Annotated in this window: 18 protein-coding genes; 17 read left to right on the top strand and 1 reads right to left on the bottom strand. The window is 65.1% G+C overall.

Annotation, left to right across the window (positions count from 1 at the left end):
* The first annotated feature begins 38 nt into the window (after nucleotides 1-38).
* Nucleotides 39-794: a sulfite exporter TauE/SafE family protein gene (locus THIARS_RS16395; RefSeq protein ID WP_094161821.1), complete on the top strand. Its 756-nt coding sequence runs from the start codon at nucleotides 39-41 to the stop codon at nucleotides 792-794.
* A 39-nt stretch (nucleotides 795-833) separates the two neighbouring features.
* Here THIARS_RS16395 and THIARS_RS16390 read toward each other — a convergent pair whose 3' ends face one another.
* Nucleotides 834-1,376, bottom strand: coding sequence for an NUDIX hydrolase (locus THIARS_RS16390; protein WP_094162204.1), 543 nt, complete (start codon nucleotides 1,374-1,376; stop codon nucleotides 834-836).
* Nucleotides 1,377-1,510: 134 nt separating this feature from the next.
* On the opposite strand from THIARS_RS16390, the gene THIARS_RS16385 reads away from it, so the two are divergent.
* The 16 genes from THIARS_RS16385 to hflK all read left to right on the top strand — a co-directional run bounded on the left by THIARS_RS16385 (nucleotide 1,511) and on the right by hflK (nucleotide 18,124).
* Nucleotides 1,511-2,623, top strand: coding sequence for a 2Fe-2S iron-sulfur cluster-binding protein (locus tag THIARS_RS16385; protein ID WP_094162203.1), 1,113 nt, complete (start codon nucleotides 1,511-1,513; stop codon nucleotides 2,621-2,623).
* A complete protein-coding gene (gene maiA / locus THIARS_RS16380) occupies nucleotides 2,624-3,268 on the top strand; it encodes a maleylacetoacetate isomerase (protein ID WP_094161820.1) in 645 nt (214 codons plus the stop codon). It abuts the gene before it with no gap.
* A 213-nt stretch (nucleotides 3,269-3,481) separates the two neighbouring features.
* The gene (gene scpB, locus THIARS_RS16375; protein ID WP_425444257.1) at nucleotides 3,482-4,123 is read left to right on the top strand and encodes an SMC-Scp complex subunit ScpB; all 642 of its coding nucleotides are present in this window, start codon (nucleotides 3,482-3,484) and stop codon (nucleotides 4,121-4,123) included.
* Nucleotides 4,124-4,226: 103 nt separating this feature from the next.
* Nucleotides 4,227-5,882: a 23S rRNA pseudouridine(2605) synthase RluB gene (rluB, locus tag THIARS_RS16370; protein ID WP_245845956.1), complete on the top strand. Its 1,656-nt coding sequence runs from the start codon at nucleotides 4,227-4,229 to the stop codon at nucleotides 5,880-5,882.
* Nucleotides 5,883-5,999: 117 nt separating this feature from the next.
* On the top strand, nucleotides 6,000-6,419 hold the full coding sequence (gene ndk / locus THIARS_RS16365) for a nucleoside-diphosphate kinase (RefSeq protein ID WP_094161817.1): 420 nt from the start codon (nucleotides 6,000-6,002) through the stop codon (nucleotides 6,417-6,419).
* 18 nt (nucleotides 6,420-6,437) lie between these two features.
* Entirely contained in the window at nucleotides 6,438-7,610 is a 1,173-nt protein-coding gene (gene rlmN, locus THIARS_RS16360) for a dual-specificity RNA methyltransferase RlmN (RefSeq protein ID WP_094161816.1), read from the top strand.
* A 4-nt stretch (nucleotides 7,611-7,614) separates the two neighbouring features.
* Nucleotides 7,615-8,457, top strand: coding sequence for a type IV pilus biogenesis/stability protein PilW (gene pilW / locus THIARS_RS16355; protein ID WP_094161815.1), 843 nt, complete (start codon nucleotides 7,615-7,617; stop codon nucleotides 8,455-8,457).
* A 13-nt stretch (nucleotides 8,458-8,470) separates the two neighbouring features.
* Nucleotides 8,471-9,382, top strand: coding sequence for a RodZ domain-containing protein (locus THIARS_RS16350; protein WP_222423081.1), 912 nt, complete (start codon nucleotides 8,471-8,473; stop codon nucleotides 9,380-9,382).
* The gene (gene ispG / locus THIARS_RS16345) at nucleotides 9,382-10,647 is read left to right on the top strand and encodes a flavodoxin-dependent (E)-4-hydroxy-3-methylbut-2-enyl-diphosphate synthase (RefSeq protein WP_094161813.1); all 1,266 of its coding nucleotides are present in this window, start codon (nucleotides 9,382-9,384) and stop codon (nucleotides 10,645-10,647) included. Before THIARS_RS16350 ends, ispG begins: the two co-directional genes overlap by 1 nt.
* Nucleotides 10,592-11,941 carry a histidine--tRNA ligase gene (gene hisS, locus THIARS_RS16340; RefSeq protein ID WP_425444268.1) on the top strand — a complete coding sequence of 450 codons (1,350 nt, stop codon included), beginning with the start codon at nucleotides 10,592-10,594 and terminating at the stop codon, nucleotides 11,939-11,941. Before ispG ends, hisS begins: the two co-directional genes overlap by 56 nt.
* Before the next feature lie 24 nt (nucleotides 11,942-11,965).
* The gene (locus THIARS_RS16335) at nucleotides 11,966-12,604 is read left to right on the top strand and encodes a YfgM family protein (RefSeq protein ID WP_094162202.1); all 639 of its coding nucleotides are present in this window, start codon (nucleotides 11,966-11,968) and stop codon (nucleotides 12,602-12,604) included.
* A complete protein-coding gene (gene bamB / locus THIARS_RS16330) occupies nucleotides 12,601-13,728 on the top strand; it encodes an outer membrane protein assembly factor BamB (RefSeq protein ID WP_094161811.1) in 1,128 nt (375 codons plus the stop codon). Before THIARS_RS16335 ends, bamB begins: the two co-directional genes overlap by 4 nt.
* A 91-nt stretch (nucleotides 13,729-13,819) precedes the next feature.
* Nucleotides 13,820-15,211 carry a ribosome biogenesis GTPase Der gene (gene der / locus THIARS_RS16325; RefSeq protein WP_094161810.1) on the top strand — a complete coding sequence of 464 codons (1,392 nt, stop codon included), beginning with the start codon at nucleotides 13,820-13,822 and terminating at the stop codon, nucleotides 15,209-15,211.
* Nucleotides 15,212-15,338: 127 nt separating this feature from the next.
* Nucleotides 15,339-15,584 carry an RNA chaperone Hfq gene (gene hfq / locus THIARS_RS16320; RefSeq protein ID WP_094161809.1) on the top strand — a complete coding sequence of 82 codons (246 nt, stop codon included), beginning with the start codon at nucleotides 15,339-15,341 and terminating at the stop codon, nucleotides 15,582-15,584.
* The gene (gene hflX, locus THIARS_RS16315) at nucleotides 15,559-16,716 is read left to right on the top strand and encodes a GTPase HflX (RefSeq protein WP_425444267.1); all 1,158 of its coding nucleotides are present in this window, start codon (nucleotides 15,559-15,561) and stop codon (nucleotides 16,714-16,716) included. Before hfq ends, hflX begins: the two co-directional genes overlap by 26 nt.
* A 37-nt stretch (nucleotides 16,717-16,753) precedes the next feature.
* Nucleotides 16,754-18,124: an FtsH protease activity modulator HflK gene (gene hflK / locus THIARS_RS16310; RefSeq protein ID WP_186436758.1), complete on the top strand. Its 1,371-nt coding sequence runs from the start codon at nucleotides 16,754-16,756 to the stop codon at nucleotides 18,122-18,124.
* Nucleotides 18,125-18,131: the final 7 nt, after the last annotated feature.

Below are 18,131 nucleotides of genomic sequence, written 5' to 3'. Positions count from 1 at the left end.
GGTCTTGAGGCTTATCACCGAACTATCGCACATCGCTGATGGATACCGCAATTCTTTTGACCATGCTGCTCATGGGACTGACCGGTGGCTTGCATTGCGCCGGCATGTGCGGCGGCCTGGTCGTGGCGAGCGAACGCGCCATGCAAACCCAGGTGTTGTTACCGGCGCGCAAGCTTTTCTGGGGCTCGGCGCAGATGCAAGGCGCCCGCGTGGCGTCGTATGCGGCGCTCGGTGCCATCGCCGGTTGGGTGGGTTCCGGGCTGTGGGCGCTGCAGGCGCGCCCGACCCAACTCGCCCTGTATGGCGTCGGTAACGCCGTGCTGGCCGCCAGCGGCTTGTGGCTTTTGCGGACCGCATCGGGTGTTCGCTGGCCCCGACTCACGGGGTGGGGGGCCGCGCGCGTCGGCTGGACACAGGGTCTGCGGCAGAACATTACGCGCCAAGGCATCCGGCTTCTTGACCGCATACTGCCCCTGTCCAGCAGCCAGCGGCGCTTCGGCGCGGGTTTGATGTGGGGTTTGCTGCCTTGCGGTCTGGTGTATTCGGCGCTCTCGCTGGCCTTGCTGACCGGCAGCGCGGTCTACGGCGCCACGGCCATGCTGGCCTTTGGCCTCGGCACCCTGCCGCACATGCTGCTGGCCGGCCATGTGCTGCGCCGTGTGAGCCAGCGCGCCACGGCCAGGTCGACCCGTGTTGCCGCGGCGGGCGTGATGCTGTCATTCGCCGCTTGGGGATTCTGGAGATTGCTGCACGCGGGTGACAGCCTCGGCGTGCATGGGTTCTGCGTGATCTGAACCGTCTTGCCGCGTCGAAGGCGCGCGGCGGCCCCGGCCTCAATCGATATCGAAGATCTGCAGGCTGTAGCGGCCGGTCTGCTGCTCGGCGAAAAAACGCTCGAGTGTTTCGCGTACCGTGCGAAATGCCAGTTGGTCCCACGGCACTTCCGTCGCGCCGAACAGTCGGGCTTCGAGCGTCTCGGGGCCAGGTTCCCAATGAGGCCGCAGCATGCGGGCGCGATAGAGCAGATAGACCTGGCTCACAGGCTTGACGTTGGCCATGCAGTACAGCCCGTCGAGTTCGATTTCGACCCCCGCTTCTTCATGGGTTTCGCGCAGCGCCCCTTGTTCGGTGGTCTCGTGCATTTCCATGAAGCCCGCAGGCAGGGTCCACAAGCCGTAGCGCGGCTGGATGGCCCGCTTGCACAGCAGCACGCGGCCTTCCCATACTGGCAGCGTCCCCACGATATTGCGCGGATTCTCGTACTGGATGTGGCCGCAAGCCGGGCAGACGGCGCGGGCATGGGTATCGCCTTCGGGCACGCGGTGCTCCACGGCGGTGCCGCACTGGTTGCAATGCTGGATCTGGCGTGGGTGCATGCGTCTATTGTTGCAGGGCTTGCGGGGCGGCTGGTGGCCGCGGTTTGCGGGCATTCCGGGCCGGAGAATCGGCACTGCCGCGGTTTTGAAACAATGCATGCTTGTACGCGCCCGATGCGACAGCCTGGAACACCATGCCCATCATCTCCTTTCCCGCGAGCGGCCTCGAACTGCAGGCTGACCTCGACGACAACCTGCTGAAGGTTCTGCGCAGGCACAAGGTGCCCATCCATTACTCCTGCAAGCAGGGGGAGTGCGGCAGCTGCAAATGCGTGCTGGAGCGCGGCGAAGTGCTCATGCAGGACTACAAGGACACGGCCCTGCCCGAAACACAGCGCGCGCAGGGGGTGATCCTGGCCTGCTGCAGCCGGATCAAGGGCGATGTGCAACTGCGCCTGGTCGACAGCGACGACTACATCGTGCATCCAGAGCGCCATTTGGTCACAGAAGTGATCGGCTTGCGCGAGCTGGCGCCCGAGGTGTTCGGGCTGCGCCTGAAAATCCGCTACGTGGACCGCGATGGCGAACCCTTCATCTTCTCTGCCGGGCAGTATGCCCAGCTCAGCGTCGGCACGGCCGATGGTTCCTTCATCGCGCGCGATTTCTCCATGGCCAGCACCCCGGTGGACGCGGAATACGACGACGAGCTGGAGTTTCACATCCGGCGCACGCCGACGGGGGCATTCAGCGGCTTGCTCGGGCGCGGCATCGAGGTCGGCGGCACCATCTTCGTCGACGGGCCCATGGGGTCGAGCCATTTCCGACCGCGTCACGAGGGTCCGCTTTATGCGGTCTCGGCCGGGACCGGATTGGCGCCCATGCTCAGCATCGTGAAAACCGCGCTCCACAACGGGAAACTCGACCGCGTGACGCTCTATGCCGGATTCAAATCGGCCGGGGAAGTCTACGGTCGCGAGGATCTTGTCGCACTTGCGCGCGAGTTTCGCAATTTTCGCGCCCATATCGTGGTCGAGAGTGGGGCAGGGGCGCAGGATCGGGTCGGCCGCGTCGGCGACGCCCTGCTGGCGGACGTGACCGATTTCAGCGAGGCCAAGATTTATCTTGCCGGCTCGCCTGCCATGGTCGAGGCCGTCAGTGCCGCCATGCTCGAACGCGGCCTTCCACCCGGCGACGTGCACGCCGATGCGTTCTATGCGCCCAAGCCCGCGCGGACCGCCGCCGCGACGGTTTGTTCCGACCCCATGGACGTCGCCACCGGGCAAGTGCCGTCACGGCATGGCATTTGAATGCGCACGCTCTACAGCTACTTCCGCTCCTCGGCGGCATTCCGGGTGCGCATCGCGCTCAATCTCAAGGGTCTGCCGTATGACATGGTGGCGATTCACCTGGCACGGGGAGAACAGCGTCAGCCCGAACACTTGCAGCGTTCGGCGCAGGGCCTGATCCCGGTGCTGGCCGATGACGGCCTGATGCTCACGCAGTCGCTGGCGATTCTGGAGTATCTCGAGGAGCGCCATCCCGAACCCGCGCTGTTGCCTACCGATGCGCCGGGCCGCGCCCGTGTGCGCGCCCTGGCCCTGGCCATCGCCTGCGACATCCATCCGCTCAACAATCTGCGGGTGCTGAACTATTTGGAGCGCGAGTTCGGCGCCGACGAGGAGGCGCGCCTACGCTGGTATCGGCATTGGGTCGACGTGGGTTTGCAGGCCTGGCAGGAGCAGTGGCGGCGCTGGCCGGGACCACCCGGTCCTTACGCGCACGGCGGTTCTCCCGGGTTGGCCGACTGCTGCCTGGTCCCGCAGATCTACAACGCGCAACGCTTCGCCTGTGATTTGCAAGCCGTCCCCGATTTGATGCGCGTGTTCGACGCCTGCATGCAACTTCCCGCCTTTGCCATGGCGCACCCGGCGGCCCAGCCCGATGCGCCATGAACGCGCGATGGCCTCCTGGCACGGCATAGGCTAAAATCAATTCCACGTAGCGCTGCAGCTTGGCCCTGGGTTCACGCAACCCGTCCTGCCGAAGTCCCATTCCGGCAGTCTTCCATCGGCGCACGGTTCCTGTGACGCATGAATATTGCACTGGCTAAGCGGGTCGTTGAGACCGCGCTGATGTGTGCCACCCAACCTTTGAGCATCAACGCGATGCGCAGCCTGTTCGACGAGCAGCTCGGCGCCGATACCCTGCGTCTGCTGCTCGACGAACTGCGCCGCGACTGGCAGGATCGCGGCGTGGAGTTGCGCGCGGTGGCCGGCGGCTGGCGGTTTCAGAGCCGCGAGGACATGCAGCCTTACCTGCAGCGCCTCAACCCCGAGAAGCCGCCGCGCTATTCCCGCGCGGTACAGGAGACCTTGGCCATCATCGCGCACAGACAGCCCGTCACGCGTGGCGATATCGAGGACATTCGAGGCGTCGTCGTCAACGCGCAAATCCTGCGCCAGCTCGAGGACCGTGGCTGGATCGAGGCCATCGGCCACCGCGAGGGTCCGGGGCGCCCCGTGCTGTATGCCACGACACGCCAGTTTCTCGATGATCTCGGCCTGGCATCGATCTCGGACCTCCCGGCGCTGCAGCCCGGCGCGGCGCCCACCGACCCGCAGCAGATCGATCTCCTGGCGCTGCCTGACACCGTTTCCGATCCCGCTTCGCCAGACGGCCCGGGTCCAGCCGCATCCCTGTCCGACACGGACGCGGAGCGCAGCGAGCCTTCTTCCCCTTCCCTGACCTTGGCCGAGGAAGCCCAATCCGCGCCGACTTCCCTGCCACATTCCCTGCCTGCCGCCTGAAGCGGTTCGTTCCGATTCCCACATCTCTTTCACGTCCATGCAACAACACGATTCAACCTCAGGCGCAGGCGCCGAGCCGGTCCAGCAGGCAGAAGCCTCTGCCGTGAAACCGGCCGCCGCCGACCTTGGCAGCCATGTCATGGAGGATCGAGCCGGAATTGCGCGCGTCAATAGTCCGAGCGCCGACGCCGCTTCCGCCGCGCCAAGCGCCGAGATCGGTGCCGAGGCTGTAACCGAGGGCGAAGCAGGACGCGAGGGTCAGCGCCGCCGCAATCGCCGCTCCGGCAAGGCCAAGGCACCCCGGACCGAGGACCAGGCCGCCGTGCCCTCCGATGCCGCGCCCACCGAGGCCAAGCGCCATGAGGGCGTGCGGGGCGATCGCCCGCGTCAGGGCAAGCCCAAGAAAAAACCCAACTCGCCTCTGCGGGGCCCGGCCAAGAATGTGCCTGCGGTGCGTATCGAGGAAGTCGTATCCGGCGATTTCGACCGAGCCGTGGAAATTGCCGAGGTGGTCGAGCCGGGTGCGCGTCGCGTGCTGGCTCCGTCACCGGAAGCGCCCAAGCTGCACAAGGTTCTGGCGCAGTCCGGGGTCGGGTCGAGGCGGGAAATGGAGGAACTCATCGTCGAGGGGCGCGTGTCGGTCAATGGCGAACCCGCGCACCTCGGTCAGCGCATCATGCCCGGCGACCAGATCAAGGTGAACGGCAAGGCGCTGAAATTTCGCGTCACGCCCCCGCCGGCGCGCGTGCTGGTCTATCACAAGCCGGTGGGGGAGGTGGTGACGTTCAAGGATCCCGAAGGCCGCCCGACCGTGTTCCGCAATCTGCCGCGCGTGCAGAACGCCAAGTGGACCGCGATCGGCCGCCTGGACATCAATACCGAAGGCTTGTTGCTGTTCACCACCTCGGGCGAATTGGCCAACAAACTCATGCACCCGAGCCAGGGTGTCGAGCGTGAATACGCCGTGCGCGTGCTGGGGCAGGTGGACGAGGAGACGCGCCAGAAATTGCTGGCGGGGGTCGACCTCACCGATGGTCCGGCACGGTTCCTGAGCCTGGAGGAGGCCGGCGGCGAAGGCGCCAACCGCTGGTACAGGGTGACCATTGCGGAAGGGCGCAACCGGGAAGTGCGGCGGCTGTTCGAGGCCGTCGGCCTGACGGTCAGCCGCTTGATCCGCGTGCGCTATGGCTCCATCGCGCTGCCCGCCGGTTTGCGGCGCGGCGATTTTGCCGAAATCGAGCGTGAAGATGTCAAAGCCATGATGAACTACACCGGTGCCGGCGCACAGCCCGGCGCGGGCAGGTCACGTGGCCCGAAGCAGAACGGGCAGGCAGCGCCCGGGAAGCCGATGCGCAAGGAAGGGCGAGGTGATCGCAACGAAGCGCGCCGTGGCGGTGGCCGTGGGGCTGGCGAGGAGCGGGAACCCGGGCCGAACAGCTACGCGATGAGCGCCGTGGACGCGCTGTTCGGCAGGGCCAGCCGAGAGGCCAGGCTCGCAGGCCAGCGCGGTCTGGCCGATGACCGCGAATTGCCCGAGCGCGAGCCCGGTCCCAACAGCTACGCCATGAGCGCCGTGGACGCGCTGTTCGGCAAGGGAGCAGGCGCACGCGGCGGCAACAAGCCGCGCGCGGCGCGCGGCAAGCCGGGGAAGAAGACGGGCGGGGGGCAGCCCGATCCGATGCGCTCGGCCCTAGGCCAGGTGCAAACGCCGCGACAGGGCGCGGGGCAGGGCGGCAAGCGTCGCAACTTCCCGCGCTGAGGCCCATGCGTCCGGTATGCGGTATCACCCGTGCGCCAGTGCGGGGCGTCACTGTCTGTCATCACTTGCCGCTTTACAATTCATTTTTAATCACTTGATTTCTGGAGAAAAAATCCTATGGAGCGCACGCTCTCTATCATCAAGCCCGACGCCGTCGCCAAGAACTGCATCGGCAAAATCATCGACCGCTTCGAGACGGCCGGCCTTAAAGTGGTGGGGGCTCGCATGATGCACCTGTCGCGCGCCGAAGCCGAAGGTTTCTACGCCGTGCACAAAGAGCGTCCGTTTTTCAAGGACCTCGTGGATTTCATGGTCTCGGGCCCCGTTCTCGTGCAAGTGCTCGAGGGCGACAATGCGATCGCCAAGAACCGCGAACTGATGGGTGCCACGGACCCGAAGAAGGCTGCGCCAGGAACCATCCGGGCCGATTTTGCCGACAGCATTGATGCCAACGCGGTGCATGGCTCCGACAGCGCAGAGAACGCGGCGTCCGAAATCGCCTTCTTCTTTCCTTCCAACTGGATTTTCTCCCGCTGAACGGCCGCAGATCCAGCCATGTCCACCACCAATCTGCTTCAGTTCGATCGCGCTGGCCTGGTGGGCTGGTTTGACGCGCACGGGGAAAAGCCCTTCCGCGCGCGTCAGGTGTTTCGCTGGATGCATCAGAAAGGCGCCACCGATTTTTCGGGCATGAGCGATCTGGCCAAGCCCTTGCGCGCCTGGCTGGAGCAAGAAGCGCGGATCGAGGGCTTGCCGGTGCTGACGGAGCAGCGCTCGCGCGACGGCACCGTGAAATGGCTGTTCGACGTGGGCAGCGGGAACGCGGTTGAAACCGTGTTCATTCCGGAGGCGCAACGCAACACGCTATGCGTTTCAACCCAGGCCGGTTGCGCCATGGCCTGCCGCTTCTGTTCCACGGGCGCGCAGGGCTTCAGCCGCAACCTCACAAGCGCCGAGATTCTCGCCCAGCTTTGGCAGGCCGAGTTCAGCATGCGTCAGGCGCTGGGCCTGGCCCCGGGCGAGCGGGCGATCTCCAACGTCGTGATGATGGGCATGGGCGAGCCGTTGCAGAACTACGGCGCCCTCGTGCCCGCGTTGCGCGCCATGCTCGACGACGACGGCTACGGGCTGTCGCGCCGGCGCGTCACGGTTTCCACCGCCGGCATGGTGCGCATGATCGACCGGCTGGCCAGCGACTGCCCGGTGGCGCTGGCGGTGTCGCTGCACGCGCCGAACGATGCCCTGCGCGACGACCTCGTGCCGCTGAACCGCAAGTATCCGCTGGCCGAACTGCTGGCTGCGTGCGAACGCTATCTGGCGCATGCGCCCCGCGATTTCATCACCTTCGAATACTGCATGCTCGATGGCGTCAACGACTTGCCCGAGCATGCGCGGCAGCTCGTGGAGCTGCTGCGCAACCGCTTTCCCTGCAAGTTCAACCTCATCCCCTTCAACCCCTTTCCACAATCCGGCCTCAAGCGATCCCCAAGCCACCGCATCCTGGCATTTGCCCAGACGCTCATGGATGCCGGTTTCGTCACCACGGTACGGAAAACGCGCGGGGACGATATCGACGCTGCCTGCGGCCAGCTGGCCGGCGACGTGCAGGACCGCACCAGCCGCAAGCTGACCCGACCCGGGGCTCCCGTTGTTGCGTCGAGCCAACCCATCATTCCCATTCGTGCCGACGCTGCCAGTCCCGTCAACCGCTCGCCAAACCTGATCTGATGCCATGAACATGCCGTACCGCCGGGCCGGACGTTTTGCATCCTCGTTGCTTGCGCCCTTGCTGCTGTGTCTCGCCTTGCCGCTGCTCGGTGGTTGCGCCAGCAACACCGCGCAATCCGGCGCGGGTTCTTCCGTTCCCGGGACAGGGAGCGCGCAGGCCGACAAGAACGCGCAGGTCCGCCTGGAACTGGCCGAGGGGTATTACCAGCGTGGACAGGCGGAGGTCGCGCTGGCCGAGGTCGGCAAGGCCCTGGCGCAGGCGCCCAACTATGTGCCGGCCTACACCATGCAGGCGCTGATCCAGATGAGTCTGGGCGACAACACACAGGCCGAGCAGAGCTTCCACAAGGCCCTGTCGATCGCGCCGAACAACGCCGATGCGCTGCACAACTATGGCTGGTTCCTGTGCATCCACAAGCGCTACGCCGAGTCGTTCACCATGTTCCGCCGCGCGCTGCGCGCGCCCGGCTACCGATATCCGGAGCGGACCGACCTGGCTTATGGCGTATGCCAGTATCGCGACGGCGACCTCGTCGGCGCCGAAAAGACGCTACGCGCCGGTTTTGCGCTTGACGCGGCGAATCCGGCGCTGTCCACCAATTTGGCTTTGGTGCTGTATCGACAGAACAAGCTCAAGGATGCGCTGTTCTATATCAGCCGCGTCAACGCAGGGCAATATGCCAGCGCGCAGACCTTGTGGCTGGGCATTCTGATTGCCAGGCAATTAGGAGACACCTTGACGGCAAGTAACTGGACCACGCAACTGGAGCAGCGTTTCCCGGATTCTCGCGAGGCCATTGCTGCCCAGCAGGGGCATTTCGATGACCCAAGCATTCTCCCTCACTGAGGTCCAACCCCTGATGGAGCCGGAAAGCGCCGCGGACGATCCACGGGCCGCAAGGGCCAAGGCCGGCACCATGCTGCGCGCCGCGCGCGAAGCCGCCGGCAAGGGCGCGAGCGAGCTTGCCACGCAACTCAAGGTTTCGTCCGACAAAATCCAGGCGCTCGAAGCCGGCGAATGGGAGCGGCTTCCCGACCCTGCGTTCGCGCGTGCCCTGCTGCGCGCCGCAGCCAAGGCGGTGAAGGCCGATGCGCAAGCCATGATGCGCGTGCTGCCGCCGGTCCTGACCCCACCCGCCCAGGCCGGCTTGGAAGCCGCCCCCGCGCGCAAGCCGGTGCCCATGGGCGGGCAAGGTCCCGCGGCTGGCGGCTCTCGCAAGTGGTGGTGGATCGTCGGCGCCATCGTCGTCGCCGCGTTGCTGATTTTTTTCCTGCCGAGCCGTGACGACTTGGCACGATGGTTCCCTCGTTCGGTTTCGAGCGAACAGGCCTCGACAGCCATGCGTAAAGAGCCTGTTGCAGCGTCGGCCTCAACGCCGACCCTCGCCGATACGGCAGCCGTGAACCCAAGCGGGCAAACCCGGCTGGTTTCGTCCGTGGGCGTGACCATGGCCTCTGCCCCGGCCCCGACCGTGGTGACGTCCGCGCCTGCCGCACAGGCGAGCGGCCCGCAGGCCGCGGCTTCGGTGCTGAAGCTGCTGACCACGGCCGAGAGCTGGATCCAGGTGAGCAGCCGGCAGGGTAAGAACCTTTTTTCCGGGTTGCTCGCGCAGGGCAGTGCGCAGGAGGTCTTGCTCACCGGGCAAGATTTCCCCGTGCAACTTGTCGTCGGAAACGCCGCTCATACGCAGGTGAGTCTGGATGGAACACCCGTGGCCCTGGCCACGACCCCGAACAATAACGTCGCGCGTCTGACGCTCCCCAAACCCTGATGGACACAGCTGTGATTCCCGACGCGGTGCCACGGCGGCGCCCCACACGCCAAGCGCGGGTCGCCTGGGGCGGGCATGTCGTCGCGGTCGGCGGCGACGCCCCGGTGCGCGTGCAGTCGATGACCAACACCGATACGGTCGACGTCATCGGCACGGCCATCCAGGTCAAAGAACTGGCGCAGGCGGGTTCGGAGCTGGTGCGCGTGACGGTCAACACGCCGGAGGCGGCCGCGGCTGTGCCGGCGATCCGCGAGCAACTCGACCGCATGGGCGTCGATGTCCCGCTGATCGGCGATTTCCACTACAACGGCCATTTGCTGCTGACGCAATATCCCGATTGCGCGCAAGCCTTGTCCAAGTACCGCATCAATCCCGGCAACGTCGGCAAGGGCGACAAGAAAGACCGCCAGTTCGCCCAGATGATCGAAGTCGCCGCGCGCTGGGACAAGCCGGTGCGCATCGGCGTCAACTGGGGTAGCCTGGACCAGGAACTTCTCGCCGCGCTGATGGATGCCAATGCCAGCCTGCCGGCGCCGCGCGATGCGCAGCAAGTGATGTACGAGGCGCTCATCAGCTCGGCGCTGCAGTCGGCGCGGCGCGCCGAGGAACTGGGGCTGCCGGGCCATCAGATCCTGCTGTCGTGCAAGGTGTCCGGGGTGCGCGATCTCATCGCCGTCTACCGCGAACTTTCGCGCCGCTGCGACTATTCCCTGCATCTCGGCCTGACCGAGGCCGGCATGGGCACCAAGGGCACGGTGGCATCCGCGGCAGCCCTGTCGGTGTTGCTGCAGGAGGGTATCGGCGACACGATCCGCGTCTCCCTGACTCCCGCGCCCGGCGAGGCCCGTACCCAGGAAGTGGTGGTCGCGCTCGAAATCCTGCAGGCCCTGGGTTTGCGCAGCTTCGTGCCCAGCGTGACGGCCTGCCCGGGTTGCGGGCGCACCACGAGCAGCGTGTTCCAGGAACTGGCCCAGGACATCGACCGGCATCTGCGCGCCCAGATGCCTGTTTGGCGCGCCCAGTATCCAGGGGTGGAGACGCTGCGCCTTGCGGTCATGGGGTGCATCGTCAACGGGCCAGGGGAAAGCCGCCATGCCGACATCGGCATCAGCCTGCCCGGCACCGGCGAGCAGCCGGCCGCGCCGGTGTTCGTCGACGGCGAAAAGCGCTACACCTTGCGCGGCGAAGGCATTGCCGAGCAATTTCTCGATATCGTCAACAACTACATCCGACATCGCTGGGGCCACACGGCCCCCGCGAAGTGATCTCCGCATGCATCCAAAACTGAATGCCGTCAAAGGCATGAACGATCTGTTGCCGCCGCAATCGGCCGCCTGGGAGTGGTTCGAGGCCCAGGTGCGCGAGCTCATGCGTGCCTATGGCTACCGCAATATCCGCACACCTATCGTCGAACCCACCGCATTGTTCGTGCGCAGCATTGGCGAAGTCACCGACATCGTCGAAAAGGAGATGTACAGCTTCACCGATGCGCTCAATGGCGAGCAGCTCACGCTGCGCCCCGAGAACACGGCGGCGGTTGTGCGCGCATGCGTCGAGCACAACCTGCTGTACGACGGCGGCAAGCGGCTCTGGTACAGCGGGCCGATGTTCCGCCACGAGCGCCCGCAACGCGGACGCTACCGCCAATTCCATCAGGTTGGCGCGGAAGCCCTGGGTTTCGCCGGCCCCGACGTGGATGCCGAACTGATCCTCATGGCGCGCAGACTCTGGCAGATGCTGGGTTTGACGGACGTGCGCTTGGAGCTCAATTGCCTGGGGCAGCCCGAGGAGAGGCTGCGTCATCGCCAGAAGCTGATCAACTATTTCGAGCATCACCTCGACCGGCTCGACGACGACAGCCGCCGTCGCCTGCACAGCAATCCGCTGCGCATTCTGGACACCAAGAATCCGCACATGCAGGACCTGGTGAATGCGGCGCCGCGCCTGATGGACGAGCTGGGCGCCGAATCGCTCGCGCATTTCGAGGGCTTGCAGGCCTTGCTGCGCGCCGCAGGCCAGGCATACACCGTCAATCCACGCTTGGTGCGAGGGCTGGATTACTACAACCTCACCGTGTTCGAGTGGGTGACGGACAGGCTGGGAGCGCAGGGCACGGTGTGCGCGGGGGGGCGGTATGACGGCCTGATCGAGCAGATCGGCGGCAAGCCGGCTCCCGCCTGCGGCTGGGCTCTCGGCGTGGAGCGCGTGCTCGATTTGCTGGAGCAGGGCGGTGTGCAGCCGCCTGCCCAGGAGCTCGACGCCTATGTCGTGCTGGCCCACGAGCCGGCCCTGGCCGTGGCCATGCAAACGGCGGAGCGTCTGCGCGCCGCGGGATTGCGCGTGGTCTTGCACGCCGGCGGCGGGGGCATGAAATCGCAGATGAAAAAAGCCGATGCCAGCGGCGCGCGCCATGCCCTGATTTTCGGCGAGGACGAATGGACCGCGGGCGAGGTGACGGTCAAGGCCTTGCGTCAGGAGCAGCGCGAGGCGGGACAGCAGCGGCGCCTGCCTCTCGATCCGGTATCCGGACTCATCGACAGCCTCGGCCCCCTAGAATGAATGGTTGAACCGACGCGCACATCCATGAGCTACAACCTCGAAGAACAAGACCAGATCGACAACCTGCGCGATTTCTGGAACCGCTGGGGCACACTGATTTCGTCCATCATCCTCGCCGCAGGCCTGGCCTGGGCGGGCTACGCCGGCTGGCAATGGTGGCAGGCCCGACAAGCCACGCAAACCTCTGCGTTGTTCGATCAGATCAACAAGGAAATCAGCGCGGGAAATCTGCAAAAGGCCGTTCCGGCCTGGACCGATCTGCAAGGCAAGTATCCCGACAGTCCCTACGCACAAATGGGCGGCTTGGCCATGGCCAAGGCCTATGCCGACGCTGGCAAGGTCGCCTTGGCCGAAACCGAGCTGCGCTGGACGGCCGAGCATGCGCCAAGCCAGGCTTATCGCGCCGCGGCCTTGTTGAATCTCTCGGCCCTGCAGGTCGATGCCAAGCAGTTGCAGGCCGCGCTCGAAACCGTGAAGCAGTCGCCTTCTCCGGCTTTCGATGCCTTGTTCGCGGCGCGGCGCGGCGACATCTACGCGCTACTGGGGCAGCGCGAGCAGGCCCGCAAGGCTTATGAAAACGCCTTGAAGGCATTGCCGTCCGATGCGGGCTATCGCCAACTCGTGCAGCTCAAGCTCAATAGCGTGGGAGGCGACGCATCATGAGTCGTTTCGCACGTTACCTGCTGGCCGCGGTCGCAACCCTGACATTGGCGGCTTGCGCCTCCGGGCCGAAGCGGCCCGACCCCACGCCGTTGTCGCCCGTGGCCTCCATCCTGCAAGCCAAGACGGCGTGGGTCGTTCATATCGGGCCCGTGCCTTCCACTTTTGCGACGGCCGTCGTGCAAGGCGGCGTGGTGGTGGCATCGAGCGACGGAACCGTGGCGCGCATCGATGCCCAAAGCGGGCACGAGGCATGGCGTGTACGGATCAAGGGCGGCATCAGTGCCGCGACGGGCAGCGACGGCACCTTCACCGCCGTCGTGAATCGGCACAATCAGCTGGTTTCGCTTGGGCCGCAGGGGCAACTGCTGTGGCTTTACCAGCTTCCCACCAGCGTGATCACCGCGCCGCTCGTGACCGGCGGAACCGTGGTCGTGCAGGGCGCCGATCAGCATCTGTGGGCGTTCAATGCGGCGAACGGGCAAAAGCTATGGTCCACCGAATCCCGAGCCCCGGCCCTTTTGTTGCATCAGGCCTCGGGTCTTGCGGTTCAGGGGGATTCGCTGCTGGTCGGCACGGCGCAGGGGCGGATCGAATCCGTCGCCATCGCAACGGGAGCGCAACGCTGGGCTGTGACGTTGGCGCGACCGCGCGGCATCACCGAGGTCGAGCGCGTGGTCAGCATCACCGGTGCGCCTGCGATCGGAGGTTCGATGGCGTGCGCGCGGGCCTATCAGTCGGCAATCGGATGCGCCGATCTCGATACCGGACGCCTGCTGTGGGTTGACAAGGCCGATGGCGACACGGGCGTGAGTCAGAACGGTAGCCTGCTCGTCGCCACGCAAGGCGACGGAGTCGTGCAGGCCTACGTCGCCGCAGACGGAGGCCAGCGCTGGAGCAACAGCCAGCTGAAGTATCGTGATCTGAGCGCGCCCCTGTTGCTGGGCATGACTGTCGCGGTCGGCGATTACCAGGGCTACATCACGTTTCTGTCGGCCAAGGACGGCAGCATCATCGGACGCGTGAGCACCGACGGATCGGCCATCGAGTCGCCCATGGTCGCCGCCGGCAAGACGCTGGTTGCGGTCACGCGTTCGGGCGGCGTCTACGGTTTCGTCCCGGAATGAGCGTGCGGTCGATTCAAGATCAGGCCGGCGCCTGCGGTGCGAGGGGCCGGGGAAAAACGCGCGCGGCGAAGATCGCCGGGTGCCCGTCGACATGATCCCCGTCGTCGCCTTGGTTGGACGTCCCAATGTAGGAAAGTCCACGCTGTTCAACCGCATCACCCGCTCCCGCGATGCCTTGGTGGCCAATATCCCGGGCCTGACGCGTGATCGACACTATGCCAAGACCCAATGGGAAGGCCAGCCCTTCCTTGTGGTCGATACCGGCGGCTTCGAACCCGTGGTGGACACCGGCATCGTGGCCGAGATGGCCAAGCAGACCCGTCAGGCGATCGCCGAATCGGACGTGGTCGTGTTTCTCACGGATGCGCGCACCGGCCTGGCCCCGCAGGATCAGCACATTGCCGCCTATCTGCGCAGGACCGGCAAACCGGTCCTGCTGGCCGTCAACAAGGCCGAGGGCCTGCCCCCCACGGCCATGGCCGAGTTCCACGAACTTGGATTGGGCCAGCCCCTGGCCGTGAGTGCGGCACACGGCAGCGGGGTGGGCTCCCTGCTCGACGACATCACCGCGCTTCTTCGGCCCGAGGCCGAGCCGGCGCATGAGGAGGCGGTGGATTCAGGCGGCGCGTCCGATCCCGTGGCCGGGGAGGCCGAGGTCTTGAGCGCCGCGACTGCGCGCGTCATCAAGTTGGCCATCGTCGGCCGGCCGAATGTGGGCAAGTCCACCTTGGTCAATGCGCTCGTGGGCGAGGAGCGCGTGATCGCGTTCGACCAGCCTGGTACGACGCGCGACGCCATCGAGGTGCCATTCGAGCGCGATGGCGTGGAGTATGTCCTGATCGATACCGCCGGACTGCGGCGCAAGGGTAAGGTCTTCGAGACCATTGAAAAATTCTCCGTGCTCAAGACGCTGCAGGCCATCGAATCGGCGAATGTCGTGGTGCTGCTGCTAGACGCCAGCGAAGGGGTGTCGGACCAGGATGCGCATATCGCCGGTTTTGCCGTGGAGTCCGGCCGGGCCGTCGTCGTGGCGGCCAACAAATGGGACAAGGTCGACGCGTATCAACGGCAGTTGTTCACCAACAGCTTGAACGAGCGCTTGCCATTCTTGAGTTTTGCCCGCCAGCACGAGATCTCCGCGCTGAGCCGCAAGGGACTTGGCGCCGTGCTCAAATCGGTCAACGAGGCTTACAAGGCGGCATTCACCAAGTTGTCGACCCCTCGGCTGACCCGAGCCTTGCAAGAGGCCGTGGCCTTCCAACAGCCTCCGCGGGCCGGCACGGTGCGGCCGAAGTTGCGCTATGCCCACCAGGGCGGGCAGAATCCGCCCGTGATCGTGATTCATGGCAACGCCTTGGACCGCGTGCCCAACAGCTACACGCGGTATCTGGAGTCGCGTTTTTCAAAGGTGTTCAAACTCAGCGGCACGCCGCTGCGCGTCGAATACCGCTCCTCTCACAATCCCTATCAAAGCGAACGTTGAGCGGCATCCGGCACAGGCCCCTCGCGGCTCCTGTCAAGCTATCAAGGCCACGCGGGTTGGGCTGGGTTTGTGCTATGGTGAGCCGATACCGGCAGTTTCTGCAAAACAATCCTAACCGGAGTATTCCATGAGCAATAAAGGGCAGTTGCTACAAGACCCCTTCCTGAACCTGCTGCGCAAGGAGCATGTCCAGGTTTCGATTTACCTGGTCAATGGCATCAAGTTGCAGGGTCATATCGAATCATTCGACCAGTACGTCGTCCTCCTGCGCAATACGGTGACGCAGATGGTCTACAAACATGCCATCTCCACGGTCGTCCCTTCCCGTCCCGTGAGTTTCCACGTTGGTGAGTCCGAGTCTGACGCAGTCTGAGCGCATCCCCGGTGCCGTCCTCGTCGGGGTCGACACCGGACAGCCGAATCCCGATCCCAAGCTCGGAGAATTGCGCGAACTGGCGCTTTCCGCCGGGCTTGCGCCGTCGGCCAGCCTGTGGAGCACACGCCGTAGGCTCGATCCGGCGCTCTATCTCGGTTCGGGCAAGGTGGCCGAACTCAAGCAGCAAGTCCAGGATACGCAAGCCTCCTGCGTGCTGTTCGACAACGCCCTGTCCCCGGCGCAGCAGCGCAACCTCGAGAACGAACTGGGCGTCGCCGTGTGGGACCGCACGGCCCTGATCCTGGAAATTTTCGCGCGCCGTGCGCGCAGCGGCGAAGGCAAACTGCAGGTCGAACTGGCCCGTCTTCGCCACGCCGCGACGCGGCTGGTCCGCGGCTGGACTCACCTGGAGCGGCAGCAGGGCGGTATCGGCCTGCGCGGCGGCCCGGGTGAGAAACAGATCGAACTCGATCGCCGCATGCTGGAGGACAAGATCAAGGTTCTGCAGGTTCGATTGCGCAAACTCGAGCGCCAGCGTTCGACACAGCGCCGTGCCCGCGCACGCGCCGGTCAGTTACGTGTCTCCATCGTGGGCTACACGAATGCAGGCAAAAGCACCTTGTTCAATGCCCTCACGCATGCGCGCGGCTACGTCGCGGACCAGTTGTTCGCAACCCTGGATACGACGACGCGACGCATCTACCTCGGCCCGGGGGCCTTTGCGGTGGTGTCCGACACCGTGGGCTTCATCCGGGATCTACCGCACACGCTGGTCGATGCGTTCAAGGCCACACTCGACGAAACCCTGGAGGCCGACGTGCTGCTGCATGTGGTCGATTTGTCCAATGCGCAGCGCGATCAGCAGATCGAGCAGGTCAACGCCGTGCTGGCCGAAATCGGCGCACAGGACATCCCACAGATCTTGATCTACAACAAAATCGATAAACTCCCGGCCCCCATTCCGTTTACAGATCGTTACGCGCCGCCTATGGGTTTAGGGGAGCGTGCTAGCATCAAAAGCTTTGATGTCAGCGCCCTCACGGGGGCTGGACTCGATACAGTGCGGGAGTACTTGGCAGGCATCGCGGCGAATAGCGATGCGTGTGCCAACCCGGTCGTTCACGTTTGACACAACCACGCCCACCATGCACCTCAAGTGGCCCAGAATGGCAGGCCTTGCGGCCTTCGCCTTGCCCGCAGGCATCCCTAATTTGAATGACCCCAACTGGGGGCGCGGCGGTTCAGGTCAGCAGCCACAGGGTTCCGACCCGAAAAACGGCAACGGGCCCGGCAATGGCGACAAGCGTCCGGGCCAGGGCGGAGGGGGACCGCCCGATCTCGACGAGCTCTGGCGCGATTTCAATCGCAAGCTCAACGGACTGTTCGGCCGCAAGGGCGGGGGTGGAGGTGGTTTCAAGCCGCCGCGCCGGCCCGAATTTCAACCCACGCCGCGTACTGCCGGGCTGGGTCTGGTCGTGCTGGTTCTGGTCCTGGTGCTGGGTTGGCTGGGATCGGGATTTTTCATCGTGCAGGAAGGCCAGCAGGCGGTGGTGACGCGCTTTGGCAAATTGGCCTATATCGAAGAGGCCGGTTTTCACTGGCGTTTTCCGTACCCCATTGAATCGGACGAAATCGTCAATGTTTCGCAGGTGCGTTCAGTGGAAATCGGTCGCGGCGGCGAAATCCGCACGACTGGATTGCCGGCATCGGCCATGCTCACGGAAGACGAGAACATCGTCGATATCCGGTTCGCCGTGCAGTACCGCATCAGCAATGTGGTCAACTACCTCTACAGCAACCGCAGTCCCGACGACGTGGTGACCCAGGCGGCGGAAACCGCGATTCGCGAGGTGGTCGGCAACAAGACCCTGGACTATGTGCTCTACGAGGGCCGCGCCGAGGTTGCGATCAAGACGCAGGATCTCATCCAGTCGATTCTCGATCGCTACAAGACGGGCATTCTCGTCACCAATATCACCCTGCAGAGCGTGCAACCCCCGGAGCAGGTGCAATCGGCCTTCAACGATGCCATCAAGGCGGGTCAGGACCGCGAGCGACTGAAGAACGAGGCGGAGGCCTACGCCAACGACGTCGTACCGCGCGCCAAGGGCACAGCGTCACGCCTGATCGAGGAAGCCGAGGGTTACAAGGCCCGCGTGGTGGCTGAAGCGCAAGGCGATGCCTCGCGTTTCGATCTCATCCTTCAGCAATACGAGAAGGCCCCGCAAGTCACGCGCGAGCGTATGTATCTCGAAACCATGCAGCAGATTCTGTCGAAGGTGAGCAAGGTGCTGGTGGAGTCGCACGGATCGAACAACCTTCTCTATCTCCCGCTCGACAAGCTGCTGCAACAAACCACATCCCCGCAAGCCGCGCAGCCGGCGCGTTCCAGCGCAGCCCCACTGCCCAGTGCAAGCCCTTCCTCGTCACCCGCTCCGGCGGATAGTTCGGTCGGATTGGGAAGCAATTCACCGCCTGTTGCCAACACCTCAGACAGCAGTTCGCGCGACACCTTGCGCGAGCGCAATTTTCGCTGAGGCCCTG

It is taken from the genome of Thiomonas delicata (assembly GCF_900088825.1).
Lineage (GTDB): Bacteria > Pseudomonadota > Gammaproteobacteria > Burkholderiales > Burkholderiaceae_C > Thiomonas_A > Thiomonas_A delicata.
This window is presented reverse-complemented; position numbering and strand designations above follow the sequence as displayed.